Source organism: Pseudomonas sp. QS1027 (assembly GCF_002814235.1).
Lineage (GTDB): Bacteria > Pseudomonadota > Gammaproteobacteria > Pseudomonadales > Pseudomonadaceae > Aquipseudomonas.
The window spans coordinates 254,111-280,999 of the sequence record NZ_PHSU01000027.1 but is presented as its reverse complement, the minus strand read 5'-3'; the positions used below and the strand labels follow the sequence as shown (position 1 = coordinate 280,999).

At 63.3% G+C, this 26,889-nt stretch carries 23 protein-coding genes, 1 tRNA gene and 1 pseudogene; 17 read left to right on the top strand and 8 right to left on the bottom strand.

Annotated features, from left to right (window positions below; translation table 11 throughout):
• The first annotated feature begins 68 nt into the window (after window positions 1-68).
• The 4 genes and pseudogenes from CWE01_RS24010 (at window position 69) to CWE01_RS23995 (ending at window position 2,453) form a co-directional block, all read left to right on the top strand.
• Window positions 69-914: a DUF692 domain-containing protein gene (locus CWE01_RS24010; RefSeq protein WP_100943027.1), complete on the top strand. Its 846-nt coding sequence runs from the start codon at window positions 69-71 to the stop codon at window positions 912-914.
• On the top strand, window positions 911-1,657 hold the full coding sequence (locus tag CWE01_RS24005) for a DNA-binding domain-containing protein (protein ID WP_100943026.1): 747 nt from the start codon (window positions 911-913) through the stop codon (window positions 1,655-1,657). The genes CWE01_RS24010 and CWE01_RS24005 overlap by 4 nt, the downstream gene beginning before the upstream one ends.
• Window positions 1,658-1,774: 117 nt before the next feature.
• A pseudogene (locus tag CWE01_RS24000) lies at window positions 1,775-2,300 on the top strand (hypothetical protein).
• Window positions 2,301-2,377: 77 nt separating this feature from the next.
• Window positions 2,378-2,453: transfer RNA gene (locus CWE01_RS23995), tRNA-Asn, on the top strand.
• A 102-nt stretch (window positions 2,454-2,555) separates the two neighbouring features.
• On the opposite strand, the gene CWE01_RS23990 is transcribed toward CWE01_RS23995, so the two are convergent.
• Window positions 2,556-3,947, bottom strand: coding sequence for an aldehyde dehydrogenase family protein (locus CWE01_RS23990; protein ID WP_100943025.1), 1,392 nt, complete (start codon window positions 3,945-3,947; stop codon window positions 2,556-2,558).
• 100 nt (window positions 3,948-4,047) lie between these two features.
• Between CWE01_RS23990 and CWE01_RS23985 the strand changes: the two genes are divergently transcribed.
• Window positions 4,048-4,926 carry a LysR family transcriptional regulator gene (locus CWE01_RS23985; RefSeq protein ID WP_100943024.1) on the top strand — a complete coding sequence of 293 codons (879 nt, stop codon included), beginning with the start codon at window positions 4,048-4,050 and terminating at the stop codon, window positions 4,924-4,926.
• A gap of 50 nt (window positions 4,927-4,976) precedes the next feature.
• On the opposite strand, the gene CWE01_RS23980 is transcribed toward CWE01_RS23985, so the two are convergent.
• Entirely contained in the window at window positions 4,977-5,522 is a 546-nt protein-coding gene (locus tag CWE01_RS23980; RefSeq protein WP_100943023.1) for a hypothetical protein, read from the bottom strand.
• Between the two features lie 243 nt (window positions 5,523-5,765).
• Between CWE01_RS23980 and CWE01_RS23975 the strand changes: the two genes are divergently transcribed.
• The 9 genes from CWE01_RS23975 (at window position 5,766) to CWE01_RS23935 (ending at window position 16,436) form a co-directional block, all read left to right on the top strand.
• On the top strand, window positions 5,766-6,191 hold the full coding sequence (locus CWE01_RS23975; protein WP_100943022.1) for a hypothetical protein: 426 nt from the start codon (window positions 5,766-5,768) through the stop codon (window positions 6,189-6,191).
• Between the two features lie 102 nt (window positions 6,192-6,293).
• Complete coding sequence (locus tag CWE01_RS23970) at window positions 6,294-6,635, top strand: hypothetical protein (protein WP_177144770.1); 342 nt, start codon at window positions 6,294-6,296, stop codon at window positions 6,633-6,635.
• 101 nt (window positions 6,636-6,736) lie between these two features.
• A complete protein-coding gene (locus CWE01_RS23965; protein ID WP_100943021.1) occupies window positions 6,737-8,002 on the top strand; it encodes a TolC family protein in 1,266 nt (421 codons plus the stop codon).
• Entirely contained in the window at window positions 7,999-9,258 is a 1,260-nt protein-coding gene (locus CWE01_RS23960; RefSeq protein ID WP_100943020.1) for an efflux RND transporter periplasmic adaptor subunit, read from the top strand. Before CWE01_RS23965 ends, CWE01_RS23960 begins: the two co-directional genes overlap by 4 nt.
• Window positions 9,255-12,374 carry an efflux RND transporter permease subunit gene (locus CWE01_RS23955; protein ID WP_100943019.1) on the top strand — a complete coding sequence of 1,040 codons (3,120 nt, stop codon included), beginning with the start codon at window positions 9,255-9,257 and terminating at the stop codon, window positions 12,372-12,374. Before CWE01_RS23960 ends, CWE01_RS23955 begins: the two co-directional genes overlap by 4 nt.
• Before the next feature lie 123 nt (window positions 12,375-12,497).
• Window positions 12,498-12,812 carry a cyanide-forming glycine dehydrogenase subunit HcnA gene (gene hcnA, locus CWE01_RS23950; RefSeq protein WP_100943018.1) on the top strand — a complete coding sequence of 105 codons (315 nt, stop codon included), beginning with the start codon at window positions 12,498-12,500 and terminating at the stop codon, window positions 12,810-12,812.
• A complete protein-coding gene (gene hcnB / locus CWE01_RS23945; RefSeq protein ID WP_100943017.1) occupies window positions 12,809-14,209 on the top strand; it encodes a cyanide-forming glycine dehydrogenase subunit HcnB in 1,401 nt (466 codons plus the stop codon). Before hcnA ends, hcnB begins: the two co-directional genes overlap by 4 nt.
• A 3-nt stretch (window positions 14,210-14,212) precedes the next feature.
• Window positions 14,213-15,454, top strand: a complete 1,242-nt coding sequence (gene hcnC / locus CWE01_RS23940) for a cyanide-forming glycine dehydrogenase subunit HcnC (RefSeq protein ID WP_100943016.1) — start codon at window positions 14,213-14,215, stop codon at window positions 15,452-15,454.
• Window positions 15,455-15,515: 61 nt separating this feature from the next.
• Window positions 15,516-16,436, top strand: coding sequence for a LysR family transcriptional regulator (locus tag CWE01_RS23935; protein ID WP_100943015.1), 921 nt, complete (start codon window positions 15,516-15,518; stop codon window positions 16,434-16,436).
• Between the two features lie 5 nt (window positions 16,437-16,441).
• Here CWE01_RS23935 and CWE01_RS23930 read toward each other — a convergent pair whose 3' ends face one another.
• The 3 genes from CWE01_RS23930 to CWE01_RS23920 form a co-directional block, all read right to left on the bottom strand.
• A complete protein-coding gene (locus CWE01_RS23930) occupies window positions 16,442-17,383 on the bottom strand; it encodes a cupin (protein ID WP_100943014.1) in 942 nt (313 codons plus the stop codon).
• Between the two features lie 148 nt (window positions 17,384-17,531).
• Window positions 17,532-17,846, bottom strand: coding sequence for a DNA-binding transcriptional regulator (locus tag CWE01_RS23925; protein WP_100943013.1), 315 nt, complete (start codon window positions 17,844-17,846; stop codon window positions 17,532-17,534).
• Window positions 17,836-18,186, bottom strand: a complete 351-nt coding sequence (locus CWE01_RS23920; protein WP_100943012.1) for a toxin — start codon at window positions 18,184-18,186, stop codon at window positions 17,836-17,838. The genes CWE01_RS23925 and CWE01_RS23920 overlap by 11 nt, the downstream gene beginning before the upstream one ends.
• Window positions 18,187-18,458: 272 nt before the next feature.
• Between CWE01_RS23920 and CWE01_RS23915 the strand changes: the two genes are divergently transcribed.
• The 3 genes from CWE01_RS23915 to CWE01_RS23905 all read left to right on the top strand — a co-directional run bounded on the left by CWE01_RS23915 (window position 18,459) and on the right by CWE01_RS23905 (window position 22,592).
• Window positions 18,459-19,628 carry an aromatic ring-hydroxylating dioxygenase subunit alpha gene (locus tag CWE01_RS23915; RefSeq protein ID WP_100943011.1) on the top strand — a complete coding sequence of 390 codons (1,170 nt, stop codon included), beginning with the start codon at window positions 18,459-18,461 and terminating at the stop codon, window positions 19,626-19,628.
• A gap of 61 nt (window positions 19,629-19,689) precedes the next feature.
• The gene (locus tag CWE01_RS23910) at window positions 19,690-21,351 is read left to right on the top strand and encodes a choline dehydrogenase (protein WP_100943010.1); all 1,662 of its coding nucleotides are present in this window, start codon (window positions 19,690-19,692) and stop codon (window positions 21,349-21,351) included.
• Window positions 21,352-21,545: 194 nt separating this feature from the next.
• Window positions 21,546-22,592, top strand: coding sequence for a GlxA family transcriptional regulator (locus CWE01_RS23905; RefSeq protein ID WP_100943009.1), 1,047 nt, complete (start codon window positions 21,546-21,548; stop codon window positions 22,590-22,592).
• A gap of 88 nt (window positions 22,593-22,680) precedes the next feature.
• Here the strand turns inward: CWE01_RS23905 and CWE01_RS23900 are convergent, their stop codons facing one another.
• From CWE01_RS23900 to CWE01_RS23890, 3 genes are all read right to left on the bottom strand, one after another.
• Window positions 22,681-23,427, bottom strand: coding sequence for a class II aldolase and adducin N-terminal domain-containing protein (locus CWE01_RS23900; protein ID WP_100943008.1), 747 nt, complete (start codon window positions 23,425-23,427; stop codon window positions 22,681-22,683).
• 94 nt (window positions 23,428-23,521) lie between these two features.
• A complete protein-coding gene (locus CWE01_RS23895; RefSeq protein WP_100943007.1) occupies window positions 23,522-24,847 on the bottom strand; it encodes an Nramp family divalent metal transporter in 1,326 nt (441 codons plus the stop codon).
• Window positions 24,848-25,011: 164 nt separating this feature from the next.
• Window positions 25,012-26,838: a glycoside hydrolase family 15 protein gene (locus CWE01_RS23890; RefSeq protein ID WP_100943006.1), complete on the bottom strand. Its 1,827-nt coding sequence runs from the start codon at window positions 26,836-26,838 to the stop codon at window positions 25,012-25,014.
• Between the last annotated feature and the right edge of the window lie 51 nt (window positions 26,839-26,889).

Sequence of the window (26,889 nt, the reverse complement as noted above, 5' to 3'; positions counted from 1 at the left end):
AAGCCAGGCTTCTACAGCTCAGACGGTGTTTTCAAAACAGTATTCCTCTCTCAAGCCGAGTACATGCGATGTCCACTTCCCCCTTCTCGGGCTACGGCCTGGGCCTGCGCAAGGAGCACTATCGGGACTTCCTGGAGACCCGGGTTGCCGTCGACTTCGTCGAGGTGATCTCGGAGAATTTCATGGTCGACGGCGGTCAGCCGCGGCATATCCTGCGCCAGATCCGCGAGCGTTATCCGGTCGCGCTGCACGGTGTCTCGATGTCCGTCGGCTCGGCGGACGGGCTCGATTCCGCTTACCTGAAGCGCCTGAAGGCACTGGTCGACGAGATCGAGCCCCTGTTCGTCTCCGATCACCTGAGCTGGTCGCGCATCGACCATTTCAATTCCCATGACCTGCTGCCGGTGCCCTATACCGACGAGGCGCTGGATCTGGTCTGCGACAATATTTTCCGCGCCCAGGATGTCCTGGGCCGCACCCTGCTCCTTGAAAATCCCTCCAGCTACCTGGCCTTCGACGGCGCCTCGATGACCGAGTGGGAATTTATCGCCGCGATGTCCAGGCGCACCGGCTGTGAACTGCTGCTCGACGTCAACAACCTCTTCGTCAGTGCGAGCAACCACCGCTTCGACGCCCTGGCGTTTCTCGACGGCCTGCCGACCGACCGGGTGCGGCAGATCCACCTGGCCGGCCACAGCCAGGGCAGGGAGTTGCTGATCGATACCCATGACAGCCCGATCTGTGCCGAGGTCTGGGCGCTGTATACCCTGGCGATGACCCGCTTCGGCCCGCTGGCGACAATGATCGAGCGCGATGACCGGATCCCGCCGCTGGCCGATCTGCTCAAGGAGCTGGACATCGCCCGGACCCTCGGTGCCCTCGATGGGCGGGCCTGCTCGCGGAGTGGCGCATGAGCCTGGCGCAATGGCAGCGTGAGCTGCGCAACTGGCTGGTCAGCGCCTCGGAAGAATCGGCCGCCAAACTGGGTGCTACGGCGCAGGCCGGCTTACCCGTCTACCAGAACAACTACCGCGCGCAGTTGCTGGGGTGCCTTGAAGAGGCTTTCCCCCAGGTCCGTGCATGGATCGGCGCCGAGGCCTTTTTTACCGCCGCCGTCACCCATGTCGATCAGCATCCGCCCCATGCCTGGACCCTGGATGCCTACCCGCACGGATTCGCCGCGACCCTGGCGACGCTGTTTCCCGACAACCCCGAGGTGCATGAGCTGGCCTGGATCGAGCGGGCCCTCGACGAGTCATTCGTCGCCGCCGATGCCGAGCCGCTGCCCATGGAAGCACTGGCGAACGTGGATTGGGAGGCGGCCTGCCTGAGGCTCACGCCGTCCCTCAGAACCTGTGCCCTGACCAGCAACGCCGAGCCGATCTGGTCGGCCCTCAGCGAAGGGCTGCCGCCACCCGCGCCTGAGCGCTTGCCCGAGGCGGCTGGCCTGTTGGTGTGGCGCCGGCAGTTGTTGGTGCGCCTGCGATCCGTCGAGGCACTGGAGCACCAGGCACTGCTGTACTTGCAGGAGAGCGGCAGTTTTTCCGGGCTCTGCGAATGGCTCGTCGAACGCCTTGGCGAAACCGCCGGTATTGCCAGGGCCGGCTCGCTGCTCGCCAGTTGGCTGGGCGCTGAACTGATTGTCGGTGTCGACTGAGCTTGTGCAGGTTTCACTGGAAAACAGCCAGGGGAGTGCATGATTCTGTAGTGGGCACGCGGGTATTCTGCGCCCGTCAGCGGGTTATGATTGCCCATCGCACCTTGGAGCATTGCCATGCTGGATATCCTGAAAGACACCACCTATCGGCACCTGTTCCTCGCCCAGATCATCGCGCTGGTGGGGACCGGTCTGGCCACGGTTGCCCTCGGCCTGCTGGCCTACGACCTGGCCGGCGCGCAGGCCGGGGTCGTGCTGGGTACCGCCCTGGTGATCAAGATGACAGCCTATATCGGTATCGCCCCCGTGGCCGCGGCCTTTACCGAACGTCTTCCATGGCCTGTTCGGCGGCACCGCGGCGCAGTTTGCGCTGTCCCATGCCTGCTGGCTGATCACCTATACGCGCGCCGGCTGGTTGGGCGCGCAGGTCGGTCTCGGCGTTTCGTTCATGGTCTTGAGCGGGCTCGCCGCCTTGGCGGTCACGGTGTGTCTGGTGATCTGGCGGCCGGCCCACGAACAGGCAGCGCTCAGGCATAGCCATGACGATCTGCCCGCGGATCATCCACACCTGCAGGCCGTCGGTGGCAGGATTCACGAACACGCCTATATTATTGACGACCAGCATCGTCGCTGGCCGGCGTGAGGGTAACCCCCAGCGCCGCCGACGGCTGGTCCGGCGGGGGTTGACTTCTCTTTTTATATCAGTAACATACACGGCATTCCGCAATAGCTCAGTTGGTAGAGCAAGTGACTGTTAATCACTGGGTCCCTGGTTCGAGTCCAGGTTGTGGAGCCAGATAGAAGAAAAGCCTGCAGCGATGCAGGCTTTTTTTTGCGCGTTTTTCAGTTCTGACATCGACGGACCGGGAGCGCCAGGCTCCCGGACCGAGGGATCACCTCAGCGGCGGTCCAGCCACACCGTCTGGGCATTGCAGAACTCGCGCACCCCGAAGTGCGACAGTTCGCGACCAAAACCGCTTTTCTTCACACCGCCGAAGCTGACCCGTGGGTCGCTGGCGCTGTAGCCGTTGATGAACACTCCACCGGTTTCCAGCTCGTCGGCGAACTTGCCGGCCAGCTCCAGATCCGCGGTGTAAACGGTCGCCGTAAGCCCGAACTCGCTGTCATTGGCCAGTTCCAGCGCATGGGCGGCATCCCGTGCGGTGATGATGGAGGCCACCGGGCCGAACAGTTCCTGCTTGAACGAGGTCATCTGGTCGGTGACATCGGCCAATACCGTGGGCTCGTAGAAGTTGCCAGGTCCTTCGGCTTTTTTACCGCCGAGCAGCAAGGTCGCGCCTTGCGCCAGGGTGTCCCGGACCTGTTGATCCAGCTCGTCACGCAGATCGAAGCGAGCCATGGGGCCGATATAGGTGTCGGCGGCCAGCGGGTCGCCGATCACCAGGCGACGGGTGGCCTCGACGAACTTCTGGGTGAAGGCCTCGACGACACCTTGCTCGATGATCAGGCGCTTGGCGGCTGCGCAGACTTGCCCGGTGTTCTGGTAACGGCCGATCACGGCGGCCTTCACCGCTTCGTCGAGGTCGGCGTCATTGAGCACGATAAAGGGGTCCGAACCGCCCAGTTCCAGCACGCACTTCTTCAAGGCCGCGCCGGCCTGTGCGCCGATGGCCATGCCGGCGCGTACGCTGCCGGTGAGGGTGATCGCGGCGATGCGTGGGTCGGCAATGGCCCGGGAGACACCGTCCGGCGTGACGTTGATGACTTCGAAGACGCCTTCGGGAAAGCCGGCGCGTTTGAAGGCGTCTAACAGCAGGTAGGCGCTGCCCATGACGTTGGGCGCATGCTTGAGCACGAAGGTGTTGCCGGCCAGCAGCGTCGGCACCGCGCCGCGCAGCACTTGCCAGATGGGAAAATTCCACGGCATCACGGCCAGGATCGGACCCAGCGGGCGGTACTCGATGCGCGCCTTGCCACCTTCCACCTGGGTGGGTTCGGCACTGAGCATGGCCGGGCCGTTTTCCGCGTACCACACGCAGAGTTGTGCACATTTCTCAATTTCGCCACGGGCCTGGGCGACGGGCTTGCCCATCTCCCGGGTGATCATCTCGGCCATTTTCGTGGCGTTGTCACGTAGCGCCTGGGCCAGGGCGATCAACGCCTGTGAGCGTTGTTCCAGCGGCGTGCGCCGCCAGAGCGAGAACCCGGCCGTGGCCCGGGACAGGGCGGCATCCAGGCTCGAATCGGATTCGAAAGGGTAGTGGCCGATCTGCTCGCCATTGGCGGGGTTGATCGACAGGGCATGGGTAAGGCTGGAGATCGAAGACATGACACCGTCCTGCTGAATGGGTATGGCCTCAGAGTACGGTGGCGCTAGTTTTCTGGAAACTGAATAATGGTGAGCATATCGTTCACGATTGGAGAATGACTTGGATCTGGTCCAGTTGGAGATTTTCAAAGCCGTTGCCGAGCACGGCAGCATCAGTGCGGCCGCCCAGCAGATCCATCGGGTGCCGTCGAACCTGACCACGCGGATCAAGCAGTTGGAGCAGGATCTGGGGGTGGATCTGTTTATCCGCGAGAAAAGTCGCCTGCGGTTGTCACCGGCGGGCTGGAGTTTTCTCGACTATGCCCGGCGCATCCTCGACCTGGTCGGCGAGGCGCGGGCCACCGTGGCCGGCGAAGAACCCCAGGGCGCCTTTGCCCTGGGCTCGCTGGAGAGCACGGCGGCGGTGCGTATTCCGCAACTGCTGGCGGCCTATAACCAGCGCTATGCCAAGGTTGACCTGGACCTGTCCACCGGCCCGTCCGGGACCATGATCGATGGGGTGCTGTCCGGGCGCCTGGCGGCTGCGTTTGTCGATGGGCCGGTGCTGCATCCGGCGCTGGAAGGGGTGCCGGCCTTTGAAGAGGAGATGGTGCTGATCGCGCCGTTGCAGCATGCTCCTGTCCGGCGTGCGCAAGAGGTCAACGGCGAGAGCATCTATGCCTTTCGCGCCAACTGTTCCTACCGGCACCATTTTGAAAGCTGGTTTACCCGGGACGGCGCGGTACCCGGCAAGATCCATGAGATGGAGTCCTATCACGGCATGCTCGCCTGTGTGAGTGCCGGGGCCGGCCTGGCGCTGATGCCCCGCAGCATGCTGGAAAGCATGCCGGGCTGCAGCACCGTGAGTGTCTGGCCGTTGACCGAGTCCATGCGTTATCTGCGAACCTGGCTGGTGTGGCGCCGGGGCACGGTGTCGCAAAGCTTGAGCATGTTCGTGCGTCTGCTCGAGGAGCAGGGCGTGGTCCGCGAGGAGGCCTGAGGCGCCTGTGGACCCGCCCGAAGTGGGTTGGGAAAATGGCTGCTGGCGGCTTAGCTGACCGTCAGCAAGTAATAGCTGGATCCGAGGGTCGAGTTGTCGACGATGGCGGTGACGGTAGCCTTGGGGTTGGAGGTCGTTACCGTTTCGGTGGCGATACCGTTGATCACCGCATTGATCGAGAAGGTGTTGCTGATGTCCAGCGTCTGGGTCTGGAAACTATTGGTCACTACGACGTTTTGCAGAGGTTTGCCATTCTTGCGGATGGTGAATGTCGCTGGATTGATGCAGGTTTTCTCAAAGGCCAGTTGATCGGGGGCGACGTTTTGAAACATGACCACGTCGAAGTCATAAGTCCCCTGGGAGGCAGATTGCCGCATTTGCGCCAGAAAACCCATGCTGCCTGAAACCGTCAGCGGAGCAGACGCGTAGGTGTTGCCATCGATCAGGGTGGTGGCAATCACCTCATAGATGTCGCTCACCGGAACGGTCATCTGGCCGTTTGGTTGGACGGCGGGCACCTTCGCGATGACCTGCCGGCCTTCTTTGATGGTGTACTGAGCAGCGTATTGGGTCTGGTTGAGCAAGATAATACTCATGGACGGCTCCTGGGGCGGGGTTGTCCTTCGCCCGGACAGGTTCTCGGTGGCCGGTGCAAAAAAGCGTTCTGGAGCTTGGCTGAAATATCCAGAATGTCCAGGCTTGCCTCGATTGGGCTGGCTGCGAAGGTCTGGACAGGCGCTTACCCCCTGCTTTGACATCAGGCAGTCAAGGGATTAACGTCGCGGCTTTTTCCCGTCAGCCCAAAAGGTTGCGGGCAGTTATGGTTAAGGAAGGGCACGATGACGGAAGAAATGGTACAGCAGGACGATTTGTTTCAAACCGACAAGCGACTCTCCCTCAAGCCCGTGACGGACTTCAATGCCTTCCTGCTCCAGGCGTTTGCCGATGGGCCGTGTAAATGCATGCGTTGCGTGGAAGCGGCGGGTGTCGAAACCGGCTATGCCTTCCAGCACACCTTCGAACTGGGCAAGGTGGTCAACCGCCAGTTCGCCCGGACCACTCCAAGTGAAGTTCTCCTGGTGTTGAAGAAGGCCTGGCTGTCGTTCTTCAAGAGCGAACTGGAGGTTCCAGGTGTGCTGGATTTGTCCAGGGTGCATGAGTTCGTGAAGCCGGAACTGCATGTCCGGTTGCGTCCGCTGCTGCTGGCCTGTGGCCTGATCGTGGAGCAGGATGGCGGATGGGTGTTGCAGGCGGTTTCGGAATAGCGCGTGGGCAAGCTCCTCTGGCACGCAGATTAATGCTGACTTAACCTGCAACCGTTCAAGTAGCGTATCTTTTCCCGCAACCTTCATTTGTTGGCGTCCTCGATGTTCAGGTTTCAGCTGATCTTGACCCTGGTACTCAGCCTGATGCTGCCGATCTTCGGCAGCGTGGCCGCGGCCGCGTCTTTTTCTGAACCTTGCCCGATGCCGCTGATGAACCACGCCGGGTCGAAAATGACCGGCGCACCCTGCTGTAATGATATGGAACACGGTGCCGCCTCCAAGTCGCCCTGCAAGTCCGGCGAGGAGTGCAAGATCGGTGGCCTGGTCCAGGTCCTGACGATCAGCACCTTTACCCCTGTTCCACCGCTTCCGCTCACCCTGCAACCACCCGCCGTGCTCCAGTCTGCGCCGGCCGATCTGTGGCGCCCCCCACGTTACGTCTGATGCCTTGATCCGAACCCCCGCACGCCTGCACAAAATGGCGTAGGGGCCATCGCGACCGCGATTTGCCGCGGACGCGTCGATCCTGCATTGGAGACGAAAGCATGTTCGCTTTCCTTCCCTCACACCGCGTATTGGCCGGTGTGATCGCTGTTGTCCTGGGCGCAAGCCCCCTGGTGGTCGTCAGGGCCGAGCCGCTGAGTTTCGAGCGAGCCCAGCACCTGGCTGAAAACACCGCCCCCGAAAACCTCGCGCGCCTGGCGCAGGTCGAGTCGGCACAGTCCTCGGTCGGTCCCGCCGATGCGTTGCCCGATCCCAAGTTGATGCTGGGGATCCAGGACCTGCCGATCCAGGGTTCCGGGCGTTACTCCTTTGACGGCGACTCGATGACCGAGCGCCAGATCGGCCTGCGCCAGGAGGTGCCCAACAGTGACAAGCGCCTGGCCCGCAAGCAGCTGGCGCTGGCAAACGTGGACGTCGCCGAAGCCGAACGTCGGGCCTCGCTGCTGGAGGTCAAGCGGCAAACCGCGCTGGCCTGGCTGAATGTCTATTACGCCGAACTCAGCGTGAAAAGCTTCGATCAACTGGATCATCAGGTCGCGCTGTTGCGCAGCACCACACCGTCGCGTATCGCCGCCGGCACCGCGCAGGCGGGCGATCTGCTCCAGGCCGACCAGGAAGCCCTGGCCCTGGCCGACCGGCGTGACGAACTGGTACAGAACATCGCCATGGCCCGGGCCAAGCTGCGTCGCTGGATCGGTGCCGATGCCGATCAACCCCTGGCCGACGGGCCGCCGACCTGGGGCCCGATCCTGCCGCATAGCCAGCACACCCTGGGTCGCCATCCGGACTTGCAGGCCGCCACGGCCCGGGTCAGCGAAGCCAATGCCGAACTGGCCGATGCCATCGCCCAGAAGAAGCCTGACTGGGGCGTCGAGCTGGTCTACGGCCATCGGGACCGGCAGTTCGGCGGCGATATGGCGTCGCTGCAATTCACCTTCGACCTGCCGCTGTTCACCGGTTCCCGCCAGGGGCCGCGGATCAATGCGCGGCAGCATGAGGTCGAGCAACGGGAAGCCGAGCAGGAAGTCATGTTGCGTGAGCACAAGGCCGATCTGGAAAGCGGGCTGGCCGAACTCGAGCGCTTGAAGAAAGCCCTGGAGCGCTCGCAGCAGTCAGCGATTCCCCTGGCCGAGCGCCGTGCCGAGCTTTCATTGGCCTCCTACAAGGCCGGCAAGAGCCCGTTGAACGAAGTGATCGGTGCCCGTCGCGATCTGATCGAGGCGCAGTTGCGCAGCGTCAGCCAACAGAATCAGTTCAGCCAACTGTCCGCCAGCCTGTATTACGCCTATGTCGAGGGCCTGAAATGAAGAAGCTCACTTACTCGCTGTTGACCCTCGCGCTGGCGGGACTGGGCGTTGCCGGGGGCTACTGGCTCGGCCACGGTGGGACTGCGATGTCCGCTGCGGCCGATGGCGCAAAAAAGGAACGCCCGGCCCTGTACTGGTTCGACCCGATGTACCCGACCCAGCATTTCAATGCACCGGGTAAGTCGCCGTTCATGGATATGCAACTGGTGCCCAAGTATGTCGATGGCGTCGAGGATACCTCGTCCATCAGCGTGTCACCGCAGCTGGCCCAGAACCTCGGCATGCGCACCGCCGTGGTGGTGCGTGAACGCCTGCCCGGCGGTCTTGATGCCGTCGGTTCGTTGGGCTACAACCAGCGCGATATCGCCAATCTGCAAGCCCGTGCGGCGGGCTTTGTCGAGCGCGTCTATGACCGCGCGCCCGGCGATGTGCTGCCGGCCGGCGCGCCCCTGGTGGATCTGTTGATACCCGAGTGGTCGGCCGCGCAACTGGAGTTCGTCGCGGTCCTTGCCAGCGGCGACAGCCGTTTGATCCAGGCCTCGCGCCAACGCCTGCAACTGCTCGGCATGCCCGAGGCAGTGATCGCCCAGGTGGCGAAGACCCGCACGGTGCGTCCGGTGCTGACCCTGACCACGCCGATTGCCGGTGAGCTGCAAAGCCTGGAGGTGCGCGCGGGCATGAGCGTGTCCGCCGGGATGAGTCTGGCGCGGATCAACGGGCTGGGCAGCGTCTGGCTCGATAGCGCGATCCCCGAGGCGCAGGCGACCTTGGTCCAGGTGGGCGCCCCGGTGTCCGTGGCCTTGTCCGCTTATCCCGCACAGACCTTGACGGGAAAGGTGGTGGCGATATTACCGAGTGTCGATCCGCAGAACCGCACTCTGACGGTACGCAGCCAGTTGCCCAACCCGGACGGCAAGCTGCGTCCGGGCATGTTCGCCAGCGTGCGCCTCGCCGATCCCGATCCGACCCCGAGCCTGCTGGTACCCAGCGAAGCGGTGATCCGCACGGGCAAGCGCACCCTGGTGATGCTGGCCGGGGATCAGGGCCGCTACAAACCGCTGGAAGTCCGTATCGGCCGTGAATCCGCCGGGCGTATCGAAGTGCTCGACGGCCTGAGCGAAGGCCAGAAAGTGGTGACCTCCGGGCAGTTCCTGCTCGATTCGGAAGCCAGCCTGCAAGGCATCGTTCCAACCGATGAAGCAATGGCTCCGATGGCACGAATGGACGCGACGGACTCGATGGAGGGCATGAAATGATCACGCGCCTGATCCACTGGTCCATCGGCAATCGTTTCCTGATCCTGCTGGCGACTCTGTTTATTGTCGCCTGGGGTATCTGGTCGGTGCGCAACACGCCGCTCGATGCACTGCCGGACCTGTCCGACACCCAGGTAATCGTCCGTACCACTTTCCCCGGACAGGCGCCGCAGATCGTCGAAAACCAGATCACCTATCCGTTGGCCAGCACCTTGCTGTCGGTCCCCGGGGCGAAGACCGTGCGCGGCTACTCGTTCTTCGGCGACTCCTTTGTCTATGTGATTTTCGAGGACGGCACCGACCTGTACTGGGCTCGCTCGCGGGTGCTGGAATACCTCAACCAGGCCCAGGGTCGTTTGCCCCAGGGGGTGACCAGCACACTCGGCCCGGATGCCACCGGCGTCGGCTGGATTTATCAATACGCCCTGGTGGACCGCAGCGGCCAGCATGACCTGGCGCAACTGCGCGGGATCCAGGACTGGTTCCTCAAGTACGAGCTCAAGACTGTACCCAACGTGGCTGAAGTCGCCACCATCGGCGGCATGGTCAAGGAGTACCAGGTGCTGCTCGACCCGCAGAAGATGGTGGCCTACGGCATCACCCAGCAACAGGTGAACGAGGCGCTGAAGAGTGCCAACCAGGAGGCGGGCGGTTCGGTGTTGGAACTGGCCGAACGCGAATACATGGTGCGGGCTTCGGGGTACCTGAAGAGCCTGGAGGACTTTCGCAATATTCCGTTGAAAACCTCGGCGCAAGGCGTGCCGGTGTTGCTCGGCCAGGTGGCGACGATCCAGATCGGCCCGCAGATGCGCCGTGGCATTGCCGAGCTGGACGGCCAGGGCGAGGCGGTCGGCGGCGTGGTGATCCTGCGCTCGGGCAAGAACGCCGATGAAACCCTGAAGGCGGTGAAAGCTCGTATCGACAGCTTGCGCGGCAGCCTGCCGTCCGGAGTAGAACTGATCACCACCTACGACCGTTCGCAGCTGATCGACCGGGCGGTGCACAACCTCAGCTTCAAACTGCTGGAAGAGTTCGGTGTGGTGGCGCTGGTGTGTCTGCTGTTCCTCTGGCACTGGCGCTCGTCCCTGGTGGCGATCATCACCCTGCCGTTGGGGGTGTTGATGGCCTTTATCGTGATGCGCATCGAGGGCGTCAACGCCAATATCATGTCCCTGGGCGGTATCGCCATTGCCATCGGCGCGATGGTCGATGCGGCGGTGGTGATGATCGAGAACGCCCATAAACATATCGAGGCCTGGCAACTGCGCCATCCCGGCCAGAAGCTGCAAGGCGAGGCCCATTGGCGGGTGATCGGCGAGGCGGCGGCGGAGGTCGGACCGGCGCTGTTTTTCAGCCTGTTGATCATCACGTTGTCGTTCCTCCCGGTGTTCACCCTGGAGGCCCAGGAAGGGCGGTTGTTCGGGCCGCTGGCGTTTACCAAGTCCTATTCGATGGCCGCAGCTGCCGGGTTGTCGGTGACCCTGGTGCCGGTACTGATGGGCTACTGGATTCGCGGTCATATTCCCAGTGAGCAGCAGAACCCGCTCAATCGCTGGTTGATCGCAGCCTATCGTCCTCTGCTGGATGCGGTGCTGAAATGGCCGAAGTTGACCCTGGCACTGGCGCTGCTGATCTTCCTTTCCAGCCTCTGGCCCTTGAGCCAGTTGGGTGGGGAATTCATGCCGGCGCTGGATGAAGGTGACCTGCTGTATATGCCTTCGGCATTGCCGGGGTTGCCGGCGAGCAAGGCCAGTGAGCTGTTGCAGCAGACCAACCGGATGATCCGTACGGTGCCGGAAGTCGAGCATGTCTTCGGCAAGTCCGGACGGGCTGAAAGTGCTACCGATCCGGCGCCGTTGGAGATGTTTGAAACCACCATCAAGTTCAAACCCCGTGAGCAATGGCGCGCCGGTATGACCCCAGAGAAGTTGATCGAAGCGCTGGATCAGGCGGTCAAGGTGCCGGGTCTGTCGAACCTCTGGGTCCCGCCGATCCGCAACCGGATCGATATGCTCGCCACCGGTATCAAGAGCCCGATCGGGGTCAAGGTGGCCGGCACGTCCCTGGCCGATATCGATGAGGTCGCTCACCAGGTTGAAGCCGTTGCCAAGCAGGTGCCGGGTGTCAGTTCGGCCCTGGCGGAGCGCTTGACCGGAGGCAGTTACCTCGATATTCGGATCAATCGCCTGGCGGCGGCCCGCTACGGATTGAGCATTGCCGATGTGCAAGCGGTGGTGTCCGGTGCCGTGGGCGGCAGCACGGTGGGGGAGACGGTCGAGGGCGTCGCCCGTTATCCGATCAACCTGCGTTATCCGCGGGAATGGCGCGACAGTCCGCAGGCCTTGCAGCAATTGCCGATGCTGACCGCCAGCGGGCAGCAGATCACCCTCGGTGCGGTGGCGGATATCGGTGTGAGCGCGGGGCCGCCGATGCTGCGCAGCGAGAATGGTCGGCTGTCCGGTTGGGTCTATGTGGATGTCCGGGGCCGCGACCTCGCCTCGACCGCCCGCGACCTGCAGCAACAGGTGGCACAGCAGGTGAAGCTCAAGGCCGGGATGACGGTGTCGTATTCCGGGCAGTACGAGTTCCTGGAACGGGCCAATGCCCGGCTGATGTGGGTGGTGCCGGCCACCTTGCTGATCATTTTTGTACTGCTGTACCTGACCTTCGGGCGTTTCAGCGAAGCGGGATTGATCATGCTGACCCTGCCTTTTGCGCTGTCCGGCGGCGTCTGGTTGCTCTACCTGCTGGGCTTCAACCTGTCGGTGGCCACGGGCGTGGGGTTTATTGCCCTGGCCGGGGTGTCGGCGGAGTTTGGCGTGATCATGCTGCTGTATCTGAAGAACGCCTGGATGGCGCGTCTGGATGCCGGGCGGGAGGAGAATCGTGACTTGCTGGAGGCAATAGGCGAGGGCGCGGTGTTGCGGGTTCGGCCGAAGGTGATGACGGTGGCGGTGATTATTGCCGGTCTGCTGCCGATTCTCTGGGGCAGCGGTACCGGGTCCGAAGTGATGAAGCGGATTGCCGCGCCGATGGTTGGCGGGATGATCACCGCGCCGTTGTTGTCGATGCTGGTGCTGCCGGCGGCGTATTGGTTGATGAAGCGTCGGCGTTAGAGTGATAAGGGGGGCTGTCAGCCTCCCCAGGATTTTTGTTCCTCTTTACTGGCCTGGATCAAATTGCCGAAGTGCCGAATCCCTTAGCGTGCACCTTTCACGCTAGTCATGGACGATGCACCTATGCAAAACCTGGATCGACAACACGATATCCAACCCCTTTCCCAGGTGGACATGACCGTCCACCTCAACGGTCAACCCGTACCGGCCGCCGCCGGCGAGACCGTCCTCAGCGTGCTGCAATCGGTCGGCCTGCGACAGCTGGCGCGCAACGATCATGGCGAAGTTGCCGGGGCCTTCTGCGGCATGGGCGTTTGCCAGTGCTGCCTGGTCTCGATTGATGGCCGGCACAAGCGCCGGGCCTGCCAGACGCTGGTACGGCCCGGCATGCAGATCGAAACCGCTGTCAGCCGCTTCCCCGTGCTGGAGGTGCTATGAGCCGCCTGCCTGTGGTGATTGTCGGCGGAGGTCCGGCCGCCATGGCCGCTGCCGCCGAGCTGGCCCGGCATTCGGTGCCCAGCGTGCTGTTCGAGGAAGCCTCGCGCCTGGGCGGCGTGGTCTATCGCGGGCCGTTGCGCAAGGGGGTCGACCTCGGCTACCTGGGCACGCGCTACCGCGAGGTGCTGGAGCGCCTGCACGGTGAGTTCGCGCGCTATTCCGACCGGGTCGATGTGCGCCTGGGCACGCGGATTGTCGGTGGCGAAGGCACACGAACGCTGATGGCGCTGGATGCCGATGAGCGCCTGCAGCAGATCGAGTATTCGCAACTGTTGCTGGCGGCCGGCTGCCATGAGCGCAATGTGCCGTTTCCCGGCTGGACCTTGCCCGGGGTCATGCTGCTCGGCGGTTTGCAGTTGCAGATCAAGAGCGGTGTGGTCAAACCGTTGGGAACCACGGTCATTGCCGGCACTGGTCCCTTGCTGCCGTTGGTGGCCTGCCAGTTGCACGCGGCCGGGGTGCCGGTGGCGGGTGTCTATGAAGCCAGCGCCTTGGGCCGGATTGCCCGCGAAAGCCTGGCCTTGCTGAACAAGCCGCAGATGTTTCTCGATGGCTTGAGCATGCTCGCCTACCTGAAATTGCACGGCATCCCGTTCTACTACGGCTGGGGCGTGGTCGAAGCCCAGGGACAGGAAGAGTTGACCAGCGTGACCCTGGCGCCATATTCCAGCGATTGGCAGCCGGACCTCGCCCAGGCGCAGCGGGTCGAGGCGCGGACCCTGGCGGTTGGTTATGGCTTTGTCCCGCGCACCCAACTCAGCCAGCAGATGGGCTTGGCCCATGGCGTCGGCGAGGACGGCTGCCTGCGGCCCGAAAGCAACGTCTGGCAGCAGAGCAGCGAGCCGACCATCCATCTGGCCGGCGACATGAGCGGGATTCGTGGCGGCGAGGCGGCGATGCTGGCCGGCAGGATTGCCGCCGTGTCGATCCTGATGCAGCGCGATGTGCTCGACGCCGAGGGGGCCCTGGTCCTGCGCCAGATCTACCTGGACAAGCTGACGAAAATCCGCAAGTTCCGCGCCGGCGTCGATCGCTACACCCGACGCGGCATCCGGCAGATCGACCTGCCCCGCGCCGACACACTGATCTGCCGCTGCGAACACACGACCCGCGCCGAGATCGACCGCGCCCTGTCCCAGGGCGTCGAGGACATGGCCGCGCTGAAGATGCGTACGCGGGTCAGCATGGGCGATTGCCAGGGGCGCATGTGCGTCGGTTATTGCAGCGACCGCCTGCGGCAGGCCACCGGACGCACGGATGTCGGTTGGCTGCGCCCGCGTTTTCCCATCGAACCGATTCCCTTTTCCGCCTTCGAGAGTCTGGGCAAGGACGTCTGAACCATGAACAGAACCTATGATGTGGTGATTGCCGGTGGTGGAGTGATCGGTGCTTCCTGTGCCTACCACCTGTCCCGGCGCCAGAACCTGCGGATCGCCCTGATCGACGCCAAGCGTCCCGGCAATGCGACCCGCGCTTCGGCCGGCGGTCTGTGGGCCATCGGTGAGTCGGTTGGGCTGGGTTGTGGGGTGATCTTCTTTCGCATGATGTCGGCCCAGCGTCGCGAGGCCCATGGTGCGGCGGTGGCGGTGGATGCAAGTACCCCGCATATCCTGCCGCCGGCATTCTTCGAGTTTGCCTTGCAGTCCAACGCTCTCTATCCGCAGCTGCACCGCGAACTGATTGTACACCATGGCATGGATTTCAAGTTCGAACGCACCGGCTTGAAATACGTGATCTATGACGATGAAGACCGACTGTATGCCGAGCATATCGTTTCGCGGATTCCGCACCTGGCGGACCAGTTGCGCTGGCTGGACCGGGAAGCACTGCGCGAGGCGGAACCTGCGGTAAGCCATGAAGCGCAAGGTGCGCTGGAGTTTCTCTGCGACCACCAGGTCAGCCCGTTCCGCCTGGCCGACGCCTACACCGAGGGCGCGCGGCAGAATGGCGTGGACCTGTATTTCAATACCAACGTCACCGGCGTTCTGCGCCAGGGCGAGCGGGTCACTGGCGTGCGCACCGCCGAGCAGGGCACCTTCCACTGCGGCACCTTGATCAATGCCGCCGGGGCCTGGGCCGCCGAACTCAGCGAGCAGGCCAGCGGGATCAGGCTGCCGGTCAAGCCGGTAAAGGGGCAGATCCTCCTGACCGAGCGCATGCCCAAGCTGCTGGAGGGCTGCCTGACCACCAGCGATTGTTATATGGCGCAAAAGGACAACGGTGAAATCCTGATTGGCAGCACCACCGAGGACAAGGGCTTCGATGTCAGCACGACCTTTCCGGAAGTCGCCGGCCTGGTGCAGGGGGCCATACGCTGTGTGCCCGGACTCAAGGACATCAACCTCAAACGCTGCTGGGCCGGCCTGCGTCCGGGCTCGCCCGACGAATTGCCGATACTCGGGCCGATGGCCGGTGTCGAGGGCTATCTCAATGCCTGCGGACATTTCCGTACCGGCATCCTCACATCGGCGATCACCGGCGTGATGCTGGAGCACCTGGTCCATCAGGAACCGTTGCCCCTGGATATCACGCCGTTTCTGGCGGATCGCTTCGAGGCGGGCTTGCTCAAAGGCGTCGGATAACGGTATCTATCCAGGTGTTTCGCGGGCTCACGCATTGAGCCGCGCCCGAATGGATACCTGCATGGACTATTTCGCCGCCCTCACGGCCTTTGTCGAGGCCGCCCAGGCCAACAATTTTTCCCGGGCGGCCGAGAAGCTTTCGATCAAGGCCTCGACCGTATCGCGTTATATCAAGGACCTGGAGCAGGACCTGGGCATTGCCTTGTTCAATCGCTCCACCCGTACCCTGCGCCTGACCGAGGGCGGCGAAACCTTTCTGCATCACGCCTTGCGGGTGCTCGCCGAACTGGACCAGGCGCGGGCCGCGACCTCGGCCCTCAACCAGCAACCCCGGGGGCTGCTCAAACTCAACCTGCCACCGGCCTTTGCCCGGCACCATGTGTTGCCGCTGTTGGGCGACTTTGCCGAACGTTTTCCACAAATCCGCCTGGAGCTGACCCTGGAAGACAGTCATGTCAACCTGATCAGTGCCGGGGTCGATCTGGCGCTGCGGGTCGGGGTGCTGCCGGACTCGTCGCTCAAGGCACGCAAGCTGGCAGCCGAACACACGCTGCTGTGCGTCAGCCCCGAATATGCCCGGCAGCATTCGCCGCCACGCTCGCCGCAAGCGCTGGCGGAGAGTTCCGCGATACTGAATGGCAACCTGCCTGACGAGGTGTTTTTTGTTTCGCGGCAGGCCCCTGGCGCCCAGGCCGAGCGTGTTGCAATCAAGGGCCACCTGCGGATCAACGATCTGGATGCGCAACTGCTGGCGGTACGTCAGGGATTGGGCATGGCGTTGTTGCCGGATTGGCTGGTGGCCGATCTGCTCGGGCGAGGCGAACTGGTGCACTGGCTGCCCGACTGGCAGGCCCAGGCCACACAGATCGCCGCGTCACTCTGGTTTGTCTATCCGCCCAAGCGCACCGTCTCGTCGAAGGTGCGCAGTTTTATCGACTTCATGCTCGAACGTATCGGCACGCCACCTTATTGGCAGCCTTGATCCGCTCAACTGAAGCGAATGTCCAGGGCGCGCAGGTAGGTCTGCAGGCCGGCATCCTGGATCGGAATCAGGAAGGCTTCGCGGTCCGACTCGTTGTAGTGCGCATGCCAGTACCCCGGCGGCGTGACGAAGGCCAGCCCGGGTGCCCAGTCGACCCGGGTCGGGTTGCGGATCTGGCCGTGTTCATCGACCTCGGTGCCGACCAGGCTGTAGCAGCCGGGCGGGCAGTCGATGATGAAGTCCAGGGCGATCGACTGGTGACGGTGGGGTTTCTGCACCGAGCCCGGCGGCAGGATGCCGTACATCGCCCAGAGCACGTGGGTCACGGTGCGGGTCTGGGGGAAGTGCCGATTGCCCAGCAGGATGCTGATCCGACTGCGGTCCTGGGCGCGTGGGTCGTCGGCGGCTTCGCGCAGCTTGGCGTTGGCGGTTTGCGCCGGGTACAGGGTGGCACTGAAGCGGTCTTGCTGGCTGCTGACACCGAGATAACGCAGCAGCGGTTCGTCATGCACGTAGTAGAAGCGGCTGTCCTCGCTGGCGGCCAGTTCGATTGCCTGGCGGCCGGGCAGGGCGATAAAGCAGCCCTTGTCCCACTCGAACCGGGCCTCGCCCTGCACCAGGCGGCCGCGCCCTGCAATCACATAAAGCACCTGGGACGTGGCATTGGGTTGCAGGGTCAGCGAGTCGCCGGCATTCAAGCGGATAAAGTTCGCGCACAGCCCGGGCCCGGTGGCCGGGCCTTCGCAGCCGAGGGCCTCGCTCAGGTCCAGTGGCACCAGCCGCGACGGTCCGCTGTTGTAGAGCGAGGCGGGAAAGTCCTGGTAGGGGATGCGCGAGATCAATCCGGCGCTGATCGGGTTGGCGGCCTTGCTGTATTCGAAGTACTCGGCGTCCTGTTCACAGGCGGGCAGTTCGGTGCTGGCGATCATCGGTTGTTGACGGTTCATGCTCGGGCCTCTCGACGTTATGGTTATAGGGCGCAGAGCGCTCACTATACGAAGCCCGCCGCTGTGGATTAAGGCCTCAACGGGAACAGCAGTTATGTGCAAAAGGGCAGTGGGGCGCGGGTGCCGGGCTGCAAACTCGCTCGCCGCCTCAGGCCAGGGACGCCAGGCGCTCCACGGTTTCCGGGTACTTCTCGACCAGGCGGATCAGCGTGGTGGCCTGGGCATTGGGTTTGGCCCGGCCCTGTTCCCAGTTTTCCAGGGTCCGGGTGTTGGTGCGCAGGTACAGGGCGAACACCGCCCGCGACAGCTTCAACTGGGTACGGATCGCCACCAGTTCATCGGCGCTGATCGGTTGCAGCTTGTTCAACTGGACCTTGTGGGTGCGCAGGGTGACTTTGCCCCGACGGTCATCGGCCAGGGCATCGAAGCCCTCGACCAGTTCTGCAAAAATGTCACGCTTCATGATGGTTTCTCGCCTCTATCTCGGTGTCCAGAAGCCGCTTCAGGATTCCCTTCTGCTGCGGGCTCAAATCGTCCTGCTCGTTTTTGTCGTACAGGGTGAACAGCCAGAACTGGGAACCTGGCGGCCATTTGTAATAGATCACCCGGATGCCACCCCGTTTACCTTTTTGTCGCTTCATGTCCACGCAGCGGACCTTGCGTAATCCACCGGTGCCCTGGATGACCTCGCCGGCTTCAGGATTGCGCAGCAAGGCGAGTTGAAAACAGCGAAACGCCTCGTCGCCCAGGTAGGCTCTGCGATGACGCTCGAAGGGAGGTAGTTCGATAAACAGAGCATTCATTATTTGTACGCTACTTACGTATGGATTTGAAGGGGGAATATGTGTCTGTTCTTCACCCTAGTTGAGTCCTGACAGACTCTTTGTGGGGCTTTTCTCTCATGGATGCAGCTTTGAGCAACGGTATTTGTCAGGCGATGTTTGTCGATCGCGATTGATATTTTTCCCTTGCAACGGGTCGTTTTCCATCAATCCCGGCCCGGGAGGCTGCTCTAGATTAGGTTCCAACGCCGGCAGACGAACCGAGCGCTCAAACCTGGTCGAGGAGCACGTCCATGCAACCGATTCATATCCAGAAACAACAATCCCGGGTCGAAGGCTGGGATCAGCAGGATCCCGAAGAAGCCTTCACCTTGCCGTCGCGGTATTTCTTCGATGCGGGGCTGTTCCAGGCCGAGCGCGACAATATCTTCATGCGCGCCTGGCACGTGGCCGGGCACAAGAACGAGTTCGCCGAGCCAGGGCAGTACGTGGTCTGCGACCTGTTCGACCAGAGCATCGTGGTGGCCTGTAGTCGGGAAGGGCAGATCCATGCTTTCCATAATGTCTGTCAGCATCGCGGCAACCGTCTGCTTGAACAGCGCCGTGGCACCACCGGCGGGGTGGTGCGCTGTGCCTACCATTCCTGGTGTTATGAAATGGATGGCAGCCTGCGGGGTGCACCACGTTGCGAGCGGATGAAAAACTTCGAGTTGCAGCAGTTCAATATTCCCAAGGTACGGACCGAAGAGCTGGGCGGTTTTATCTACTTCAACCTGGACCCCGAGGCAGCGTCGTTGCGCGAGCTGTTTCCCGGGGCCGACGAGGAAATGCGCCGGGTGTTTCCCGACCTCGAGCAGATGCAATTGATCGACGAGCAGGACGTGATCGTGCCGGCCAACTGGAAGGTGATCATGGACAACTCCATCGAGGGGTATCACTTCAAGTTGTCCGGTCCGTGCCATGTCGACCTGGCCAAACTGATCGACTTCAAGGGCTACCAGTTGACCAAACGCGACAACTGGTGGACCTACGCCGCGCCGGCCAATCTCGCCGCCACCGAGGCCTATGGGGTGAAACTGCGCAGCGACCTGAACCCCGAGGAATGCTTTTTCAATATCGGCCTGTGGCCGAACAACACCTTCTATACCTTCCCGTTTTCCGAGTTCCTTGGCTCGTTCATGATGATTCCGCTGGATGCCGAGCGCTCGCTGCTGCGCTTCGGTTACTACTCCGCCAATGCCCGCACGGCCGAGATCAGCACGGCCTGTATGAAATGGATGAACGAGGACCTCGGGCCGGAAGATATCGCCCTGAATATCTCGGTGCAGAAGGGCCTTCGCTCCCTGGGTTACGACCAGGGCCGCTACATGATCGACGCCCAGCGCAGCAACGAAAGCGAGCACCTGGTGCATCACTTTCATCGGCTGGTGTTCCAGGGCATTCACGGCCACAACGACCGCTGAAACGCCTCGAGGCGAGTCGCGCCGCTGCTCGCCTGAACCTTGCGACGGAGTACGCCCGGTCATGTCCGAACACGAATTCGATTACCTGATTGTCGGTGCCGGCTCGGCCGGTTGTGTCCTGGCCCATCGCCTGGGGGAAGACCCGGACGTGCGCATCCTGCTGCTGGAAGCCGGGCCCGCCGACAGCAGCTGGACCATCGATATGCCGTCGGCGGTGGGTATCGTCGTCGGCGGCAGCCGCTACAACTGGAGCTATCTGTCCGAGCCTGAACCGGGACTCGATGGACGGCGGATCGGCACGCCGCGTGGGCGCACCCTGGGTGGCTCGTCGTCGATCAATGGCATGGTCTATATCCGTGGTCATGCCCGTGACTACGACCAGTGGGCCGCCCAGGGCTGCAGCGGCTGGAGTTACCAGGAGGTGCTGCCGTACTTTATTCGCGCCCAGGCCCATGCCGAGGGACCGGATAGCTACCGCGGTGCCCAGGGGCATTTGCACGTCACCCCGGGGAATATCGGTACGCCGTTGTGTGCCGCTTTTGTCGAAGCCGGGGTCGAGGCCGGTTATGCACCGAGCAACGACCTCAATGGCTATCGCCAGGAGGGCTTCGGTCCGGTGGATCGCACTACCCGTGGCGGCAAGCGCTGGAGTACTGCCAAAGGCTATCTGCGCGAGGCCTTGCTGCGCGGCAATGTGCAGGTGGCCACCGGTGCCCTGGCGCTGCGGATCCTGTTCAAGGACAAGCGCGCCTATGGCCTGGAGTACGAGCAGAATGGCCATGTCTGGCAGGCCCGGGCCCGGCGTGAGGTATTGCTCACGGCGGGGGCGATCAACTCGCCGCAATTGCTGCTGTTGTCTGGCATCGGCCCGGCCGCCGAGCTGCGCGATCTCGGGCTGACGGTGCGGCATGATCTGCCGGGTGTCGGCCGGCGCCTCAACGATCATCCCGACGCCGTGGTGCAGTACCTGTGCAAGAAGCCGGTATCGCTCTACCCCTGGACCACCGCGCCGGGCAAATGGTGGATCGGCGCTCGCTGGTTCGTCAGTCACGACGGCCCGGCGGCCAGCAATCACTTCGAGGCTGGAGCGTTTATCCGTTCGCGGGCCGGGGTCGAGCATCCGGACCTGCAACTGACCTTCATGCCCCTGGCGGTCAAGCCCGGCAGCGTCGACCTGGTGCCGGCCCATGCGTTCCAGGTGCATATCGACCTGATGCGCCCCAGCAGCCTGGGCCGCGTCACTCTCGGCAGCAGTGACCCACGCCAGCCGCCGCGAATCCTGTTCAACTACCTCAGTACCGAGCAGGACTGTGCCGATATGCGTGCGGGGGCGCGGCTGGTGCGGGAAATCATCGGGCAACCGGCGATGGCGGCGTTTGCGGGGGAGGAGCTGGTGCCCGGTGCCCAGGCGCAAAGCGATGCAGAGCTCGATGCCTGGGCCCGGCGTATCACCGAAACCGGCTACCATGCCAGCGGTACCTGCAAGATGGGGCCCGGCGACGATCCCGAGGCGGTGGTTGACCCGCAGTTGCGGGTCCATGGCGTGGAGGGCTTGCGGGTAGTGGATGCCTCGATCATGCCGGTGATTGTCAGCGGCAACACCAATGCGCCGACGGTGATGATCGCCGAGAAGGCCAGCGACCTGATCCGTGGGCGGACACCTTTGCCGACGGCGCAGGTGCCGGTGTGGATACATCCGCGCTGGCAAACCGAGCAACGTTGAGAGCTGCGGTCCGATATATTGAAACCACCACGGAACCTGTAGGAGCAGGGCTTGCCCGCGAAGCTTTTGGCGATCTCAAAGGCCTCTTCGCTACGATGCGGCGTCCCGACAAGCCAGGCTCCTACAGGGATCGCGTCGGGTCCCAGATTCATGTTCGGCCTTAACAACCGTAGAGCCCGTCAAAGAGGCCAGTGATGAACCCGCAAACCAGTACTCAGCCACCCGATTGGCGCCGCGCCGATGCCGCGCCCTGGCGTATCGTCGTATTGCTGTTGCCGTCGTTCTCCCATCTGGGCCTGGCGGCGGCGATCGAGCCGTTGGCGATTGCCAACTGGCTGACCCAGCGCCCGCTTTTCGAATGGACCCTGTTGTCCCTCGACGGTCAGCCGGTGCCCGCCAGCAACGGCTTGTCCACGATGGTCGCCGGCAGCCCCGACGCCGAGCAGGGTTTTGATGCCTGTCTGGTGATCGCCAGTTTCGATGTGCACAAGCACAGCCGCAATCAATCGCTGAAGAGCTGGTTGCGCAAGCAGGCGCTGTTCGGCGCGGTGTTGATGGGGGTGGAAACCGGCACCGAACTGCTGGCCGCCGCCGGCGTGCTGGACGGCTATGAAGCGGCAGTGCACTGGGACAACTGGCAGGGTTTCCAGGAAAGTTACCCACGGGTGAAAGCGCGGACCCAGCTCTATACCCTGGAGCGCCAGCGCCTGACCTGTGCCGGTGCTACCTCGACCCTGGACATGATGATCAGTTGGCTGGGACAGAGCGTGGACGGCGACCTGGCCCGCGAGATTGCCATGCACCTGCTGATGGGCCGCGTGCGCCAGCCGCTGGACAACCAGCTCGACGACGGTCTGGCGAGTACCCGGTTGTCCAGCGCCAAGATGCGCCGTGCGGTGCAGTTGATGGAGCAGGCGCTGGAGGAACCGCTGGACTGCGAGGCGATTGCCGCCAAGGTCGGCTTGTCCCAGCGCCAACTGGAGCGCCAGTTCAAGCAGCACACCGGCTTGTCGCCGCTCAAGTACTACATGAGCCTGCGTCTGGCGCGGGCCCATAACCTGTTGCAACAGACGCGCCTGAGCGTGGCCCAGGTCGCGGCCTGTTCGGGATTCGGTTCGCTGGAGCATTTCTCCCGCACCTACCGCGCGCGTTTCGGTTGCCCGCCGAGCGAGGACCGCAGCCAGGTGTTCAGTGCGCCGGTGATGCGCCAGCCACTGAGTCGCGAACTGCTTGAGGAATAACCCCGATCCACCAGACTACACGCGTTCCCCCTGTAGGAGCCGCGTTAACCAGTATCGACAACGGTTCTGCGGGCTCAAGGTCTGTGGGCTAGTGCGCAAACTCCGGCTCCTCCTCCTCGAGAATCCCCAGCAACGCCGCGAAATGCTTCTCGGCGAACCCTGGATAGTCCAGCCATTGCCGCGCGGTCTTGCGCGCCACTTCGTCGCTGGCGATACGCAATGGCCGCCCCGTCGACAACGCGGTGATATACACCTCACATGCCCGCTCGAAGTAGTACAAATCATCGAAAGCCTGGGCCACGCTGGGCGCTGCCACCAACAGGCCATGGTTGCCCATCAGCAGGATCGGCTTGTCCCCCAGCAGCCGGCTGACCCGCTCGGCCTCGTCGCCCAGGCCCATGCCATCGAACCCGTCATCGACCGCCACGCGCTCGAAAAAACGCATGGCGTTCTGGTCGATGGGCGGCAGGTTTGAATCCGCCAGGCAGGCCAGTGCGGTGGCATATTTCGAATGGGTGTGCAGGATGCAGCGGGCATGGGGCTGGTTGCGGTGCAGCGCGCTGTGCAAGGCCGAGGCGGTGATATCTGGTGCGTTCGGGCCCGCCAGGCTCGATGGATCGTCGGCATTGACCAGCAACAGGTCGCTGGCCCTGATCCGCGAGAAATGTCGGCCGTAAGGGTTGATCAGAAACTCCCGCCCATCCGCCGACAGCGCCACGCTGAAGTGGTTGGCGATCGACTCGTGCAACCCCAGCCGCGCCGCCCAGCGAAAGGCGCAGGCCAGCTCCCGGCGCAACAACGTCTGTGGGGATGACGCCTCGGTGGCGATGTTCATGCTGGACTCCTGATCCCGGCGGGTGATGTTCAGGAGTCTAGGGATGTCAGCCGCGGCCGCTTGATGGGAAGCGACACGGCTTGACGTCATTGCCTCAGTCCGCCACGAACAGTTGCACGATCAGCCAGGCGTTCGCCGCGCTGATCACCACGAACAAACCCCAGGCCAGTGCCTTGGTGTACCAGCGATTCACGAACTCACCCATCAGGCGTTCATCGCTGGTCATGCGGATCAACGGATACAACGCAAAGGGCAATTGCAGGCTCAGCACCACCTGGCTCAGCACCAGCAATTTGCCCACCGCATCTTCGCCCATCAGCCAGACCCCGACAAAGGCCGGGATCAGCGCCAGGCCACGGGTGATCAAGCGGCGCTGCCAGCAGGGAATCTTCAGGTTCAGGTAGCCTTCCATGATCACCTGGCCGGCGATGGTGCCGGTAAAGGTCGAACTCTGCCCGGACGCCAGCAGCGCGATGCCGAACAAGGTACTGGCGAACGCGCCGCCCACCAGCGGATCGAGCAGGTGATAGGCGTCCTGGATTTCCACCACGGCGGTATGCCCGTTCTGGTGGAAGGCCGCCGCGGCGAGGATCAGGATCGCCGCGTTGACCAGCAAGGCCAGGGCCAGGGAGCCGAGGGTGTCGATACGCGCCAGTTGCACGGCGTCCTGGCGGCTGGCCAGGTCCGTGCCGATCAGCCGGGTCTGCACCACCGAGGTGTGCAGGTAGAGGTTATGGGGCATCACCGTGGCCCCGAGAATACCGATGGCCAGGTACAACGGCGCGGCGTCGCTGATGGCCGAGAGGGACGGCTTGAAGCCCTGGAACACGTCCGGCCAGTAGGGTTTGATCAGCACCAGCTCGATGAAAAAACACACGCCGATGGTCGCCACCAGCACCAGCATGATTGCTTCCAGGCGCCGGAAACCGCGATTCTGCAGGGCCAGGATAAGCAGGGTATCGAAGGCCGTCAGGGCAATGCCGAAGGTCAGCGAGCAGCCCAGCAGCAGATGAAAGGCCAAGGCACAACCGAGGACTTCGGCGAGGTCGGTGGCGATGATCGAGATTTCCGCCAGCAGCCACTGGAACCTGGCCGAGCGCCGGCTGTAGCGCTCGCGACAGAGCTGCGCCAGGTCGCGGCCGGTGGCGATCCCCAGGCGTGAGCAAAGGCACTGCACCGCCATGCCGGCGAGGCTCGCCAGCAGCACCACGAACAACAGGTTGTAGCCGTAACGCGAGCCGGCCTCGATGGCCGTGGCCCAGTTGCCCGGGTCCATATAACCGATGGAAATCAGCAGGCCGGGTCCGGCGAAGCGCAGGGCGCGCTTGAAGAACGGCGCCCCGCGGTCGACGGCGATCGAACCGTTCACTTCAGAGGGACAGAAGGGGGCGGTGGCAACTTTCGGCAGGCTGAATTTCACTCGGCGTTCCAGGACAGCGGGCGGGAAATGCCAGCTTAGACGTTTGGCGCACGGGGCCCAAGCTATCGAGGTGATTGAAAAAGGCATTCAATCTGACAAGCTCCGCTCCCACACAAGTTCCGCTCCTCACAAAATCCGTGTTCAGCATGGCGCAGATAGCGGCTTCAGGGTTGCCACGGGGTGATATCGCCGCTGAGTTTGCGGTCGAGGAAACACGCGGCACTGATCAGCGCCAGGTGGGTCAGGGCTTGCGGGGTATTGCCCAGGTGCCTGGCTTGCGGATCGAACTCTTCGGCATACAACCCCAATGGGTTGGCGTAGCGCAGCAGTTGTTCGAACTCCAGGTGCGCCTGCTCAACCCGTCCGGCCCGGGCCAGGCATTCGACATACCAGAACGAGCAGGCGGCGAAAGCGCCTTCGCTGCCTGGCAAGCCGTCGATGGGGTGATCGTCGTTGCGATAGCGATAGACCATGCCGTCGCGCACCAGGCTTTTCTGGATCGCCTCCAGGGTCGCCAGCCAGCGCGGATCGGTGGCGCCGACAAAACGCACCAGTGGCATCAGCAGCATCGAGCCGTCGAGGCCGGTGCCGCCGATATGCTGGACGAAATGCCCGCGCTCGGCGTTCCAGAAGTTGCTCCAGATATCGGCGTGGATCGCCTGGCGAGTCTGGTCCCAGCGGGCGAACGGGGCCGGCAGCGAGCGCTTGGAGGCCAGGCGAATGGCGCGGTCCAGGGCGACCCAGCACATCAGTCGCGAGTGCAGGAAGTGGTGTTTCTCGCCGCGCATTTCCCAGATCCCGACGTCGCTCTGGTTCCAGGTGTCGCAGACTTGATCGACAATCTGGCCGACATGCAGCCAGCCTTCATGGGAAATCGCTTCGCCATATTTGTTTGTCAGGTACACCGCGTCCAGCAACTCGCCGAAGATATCCAGTTGGACCTGCTCGTAGGCCTGGTTGCCGATGCGCACCGGGCGGGCATTGCCATAGCCGGACAGGTGCGTCAGTTCGGTTTCCGGCAGTTCCTGGGTGCCGTCGATGGCATAGAGGATGTTCAGCTTCAACGGCTGATCGCTGCAATCGCCGACCCGTCCGCGCAACCAGCGCATAAAGTTGTTGGCTTCCTCGACATAGCCCAGGCGCATGAAGGCGTAGACGGTGAAGGAGGCGTCGCGGATCCAGGTATAGCGATAATCCCAGTTACGCTGGCCGCCGGGGCTTTCCGGCAGGCCGAAGGTCACGGCGGCGAGGATCGCGCCGTGCTTGCGGGAGGTCAGCAGCTTGAGGGCCAGGGCCGAGCGGTTGACCGCCTCGCGCCAGCGCCCGCGATAGTTCGAGCGCCCGAGCCAGTGGCGCCAGAAGGTCAGGGTGCGTTGCAGGGCCAACTCACTGGTGCCGACCTTGATGCGTGGATCGTCGGCCGCACCGAGAAGGAATTCGGCGCTTTGTTGCTGTTCCAGGGTGAAGCTGGCGACGGCGGCCTGTCGGTCCAGTTGCAGCGGTTGGTCGGAACACAGACGCAGGCTGGGCTGATCCGGTGCGTCGAAGCACACATCGTCGCCGTCGAGGCGGGCACTCGTTGCGGCTCGGGCGTAGTCATGGCGCACCGCGCAGCGCAGCTGGAACGTGGCCCGGCCGCTGATCACCCGGACCCGGCGGATCAGCATCGGCAGGTCGTTTTCGTCGTCGCTGACCGGCAGCAGGTCGGTGATTTCCACCACCGCGCTGGCGCTCAGCCAGCGGGTTTGCAGGACATTGGTGTCCGGCAGGTAGATTTGTTCGCGACGGGCATCGGGCAGGTCCGGGGCCAGTTGGAAAATCCCGGCTTCGGGGGTGTCGAGCAAGGAGCAGAAGATCGAAGGGCTGTCGAAGGCCGGCCAACAGAAAAAGTCGATGCTGCCGCGGTCGTTGATCAGCGCGGCACTGCTCATGTCGCCAATGACGCCGTGGGCCTCGATTGCGCTCTGGGGTTCGTTGGAAAGATCAGGCATGGCCGAGAAACTCCGGGTAGAGAGGCATGCGGCTGTCAGCGCAGGCCTTTG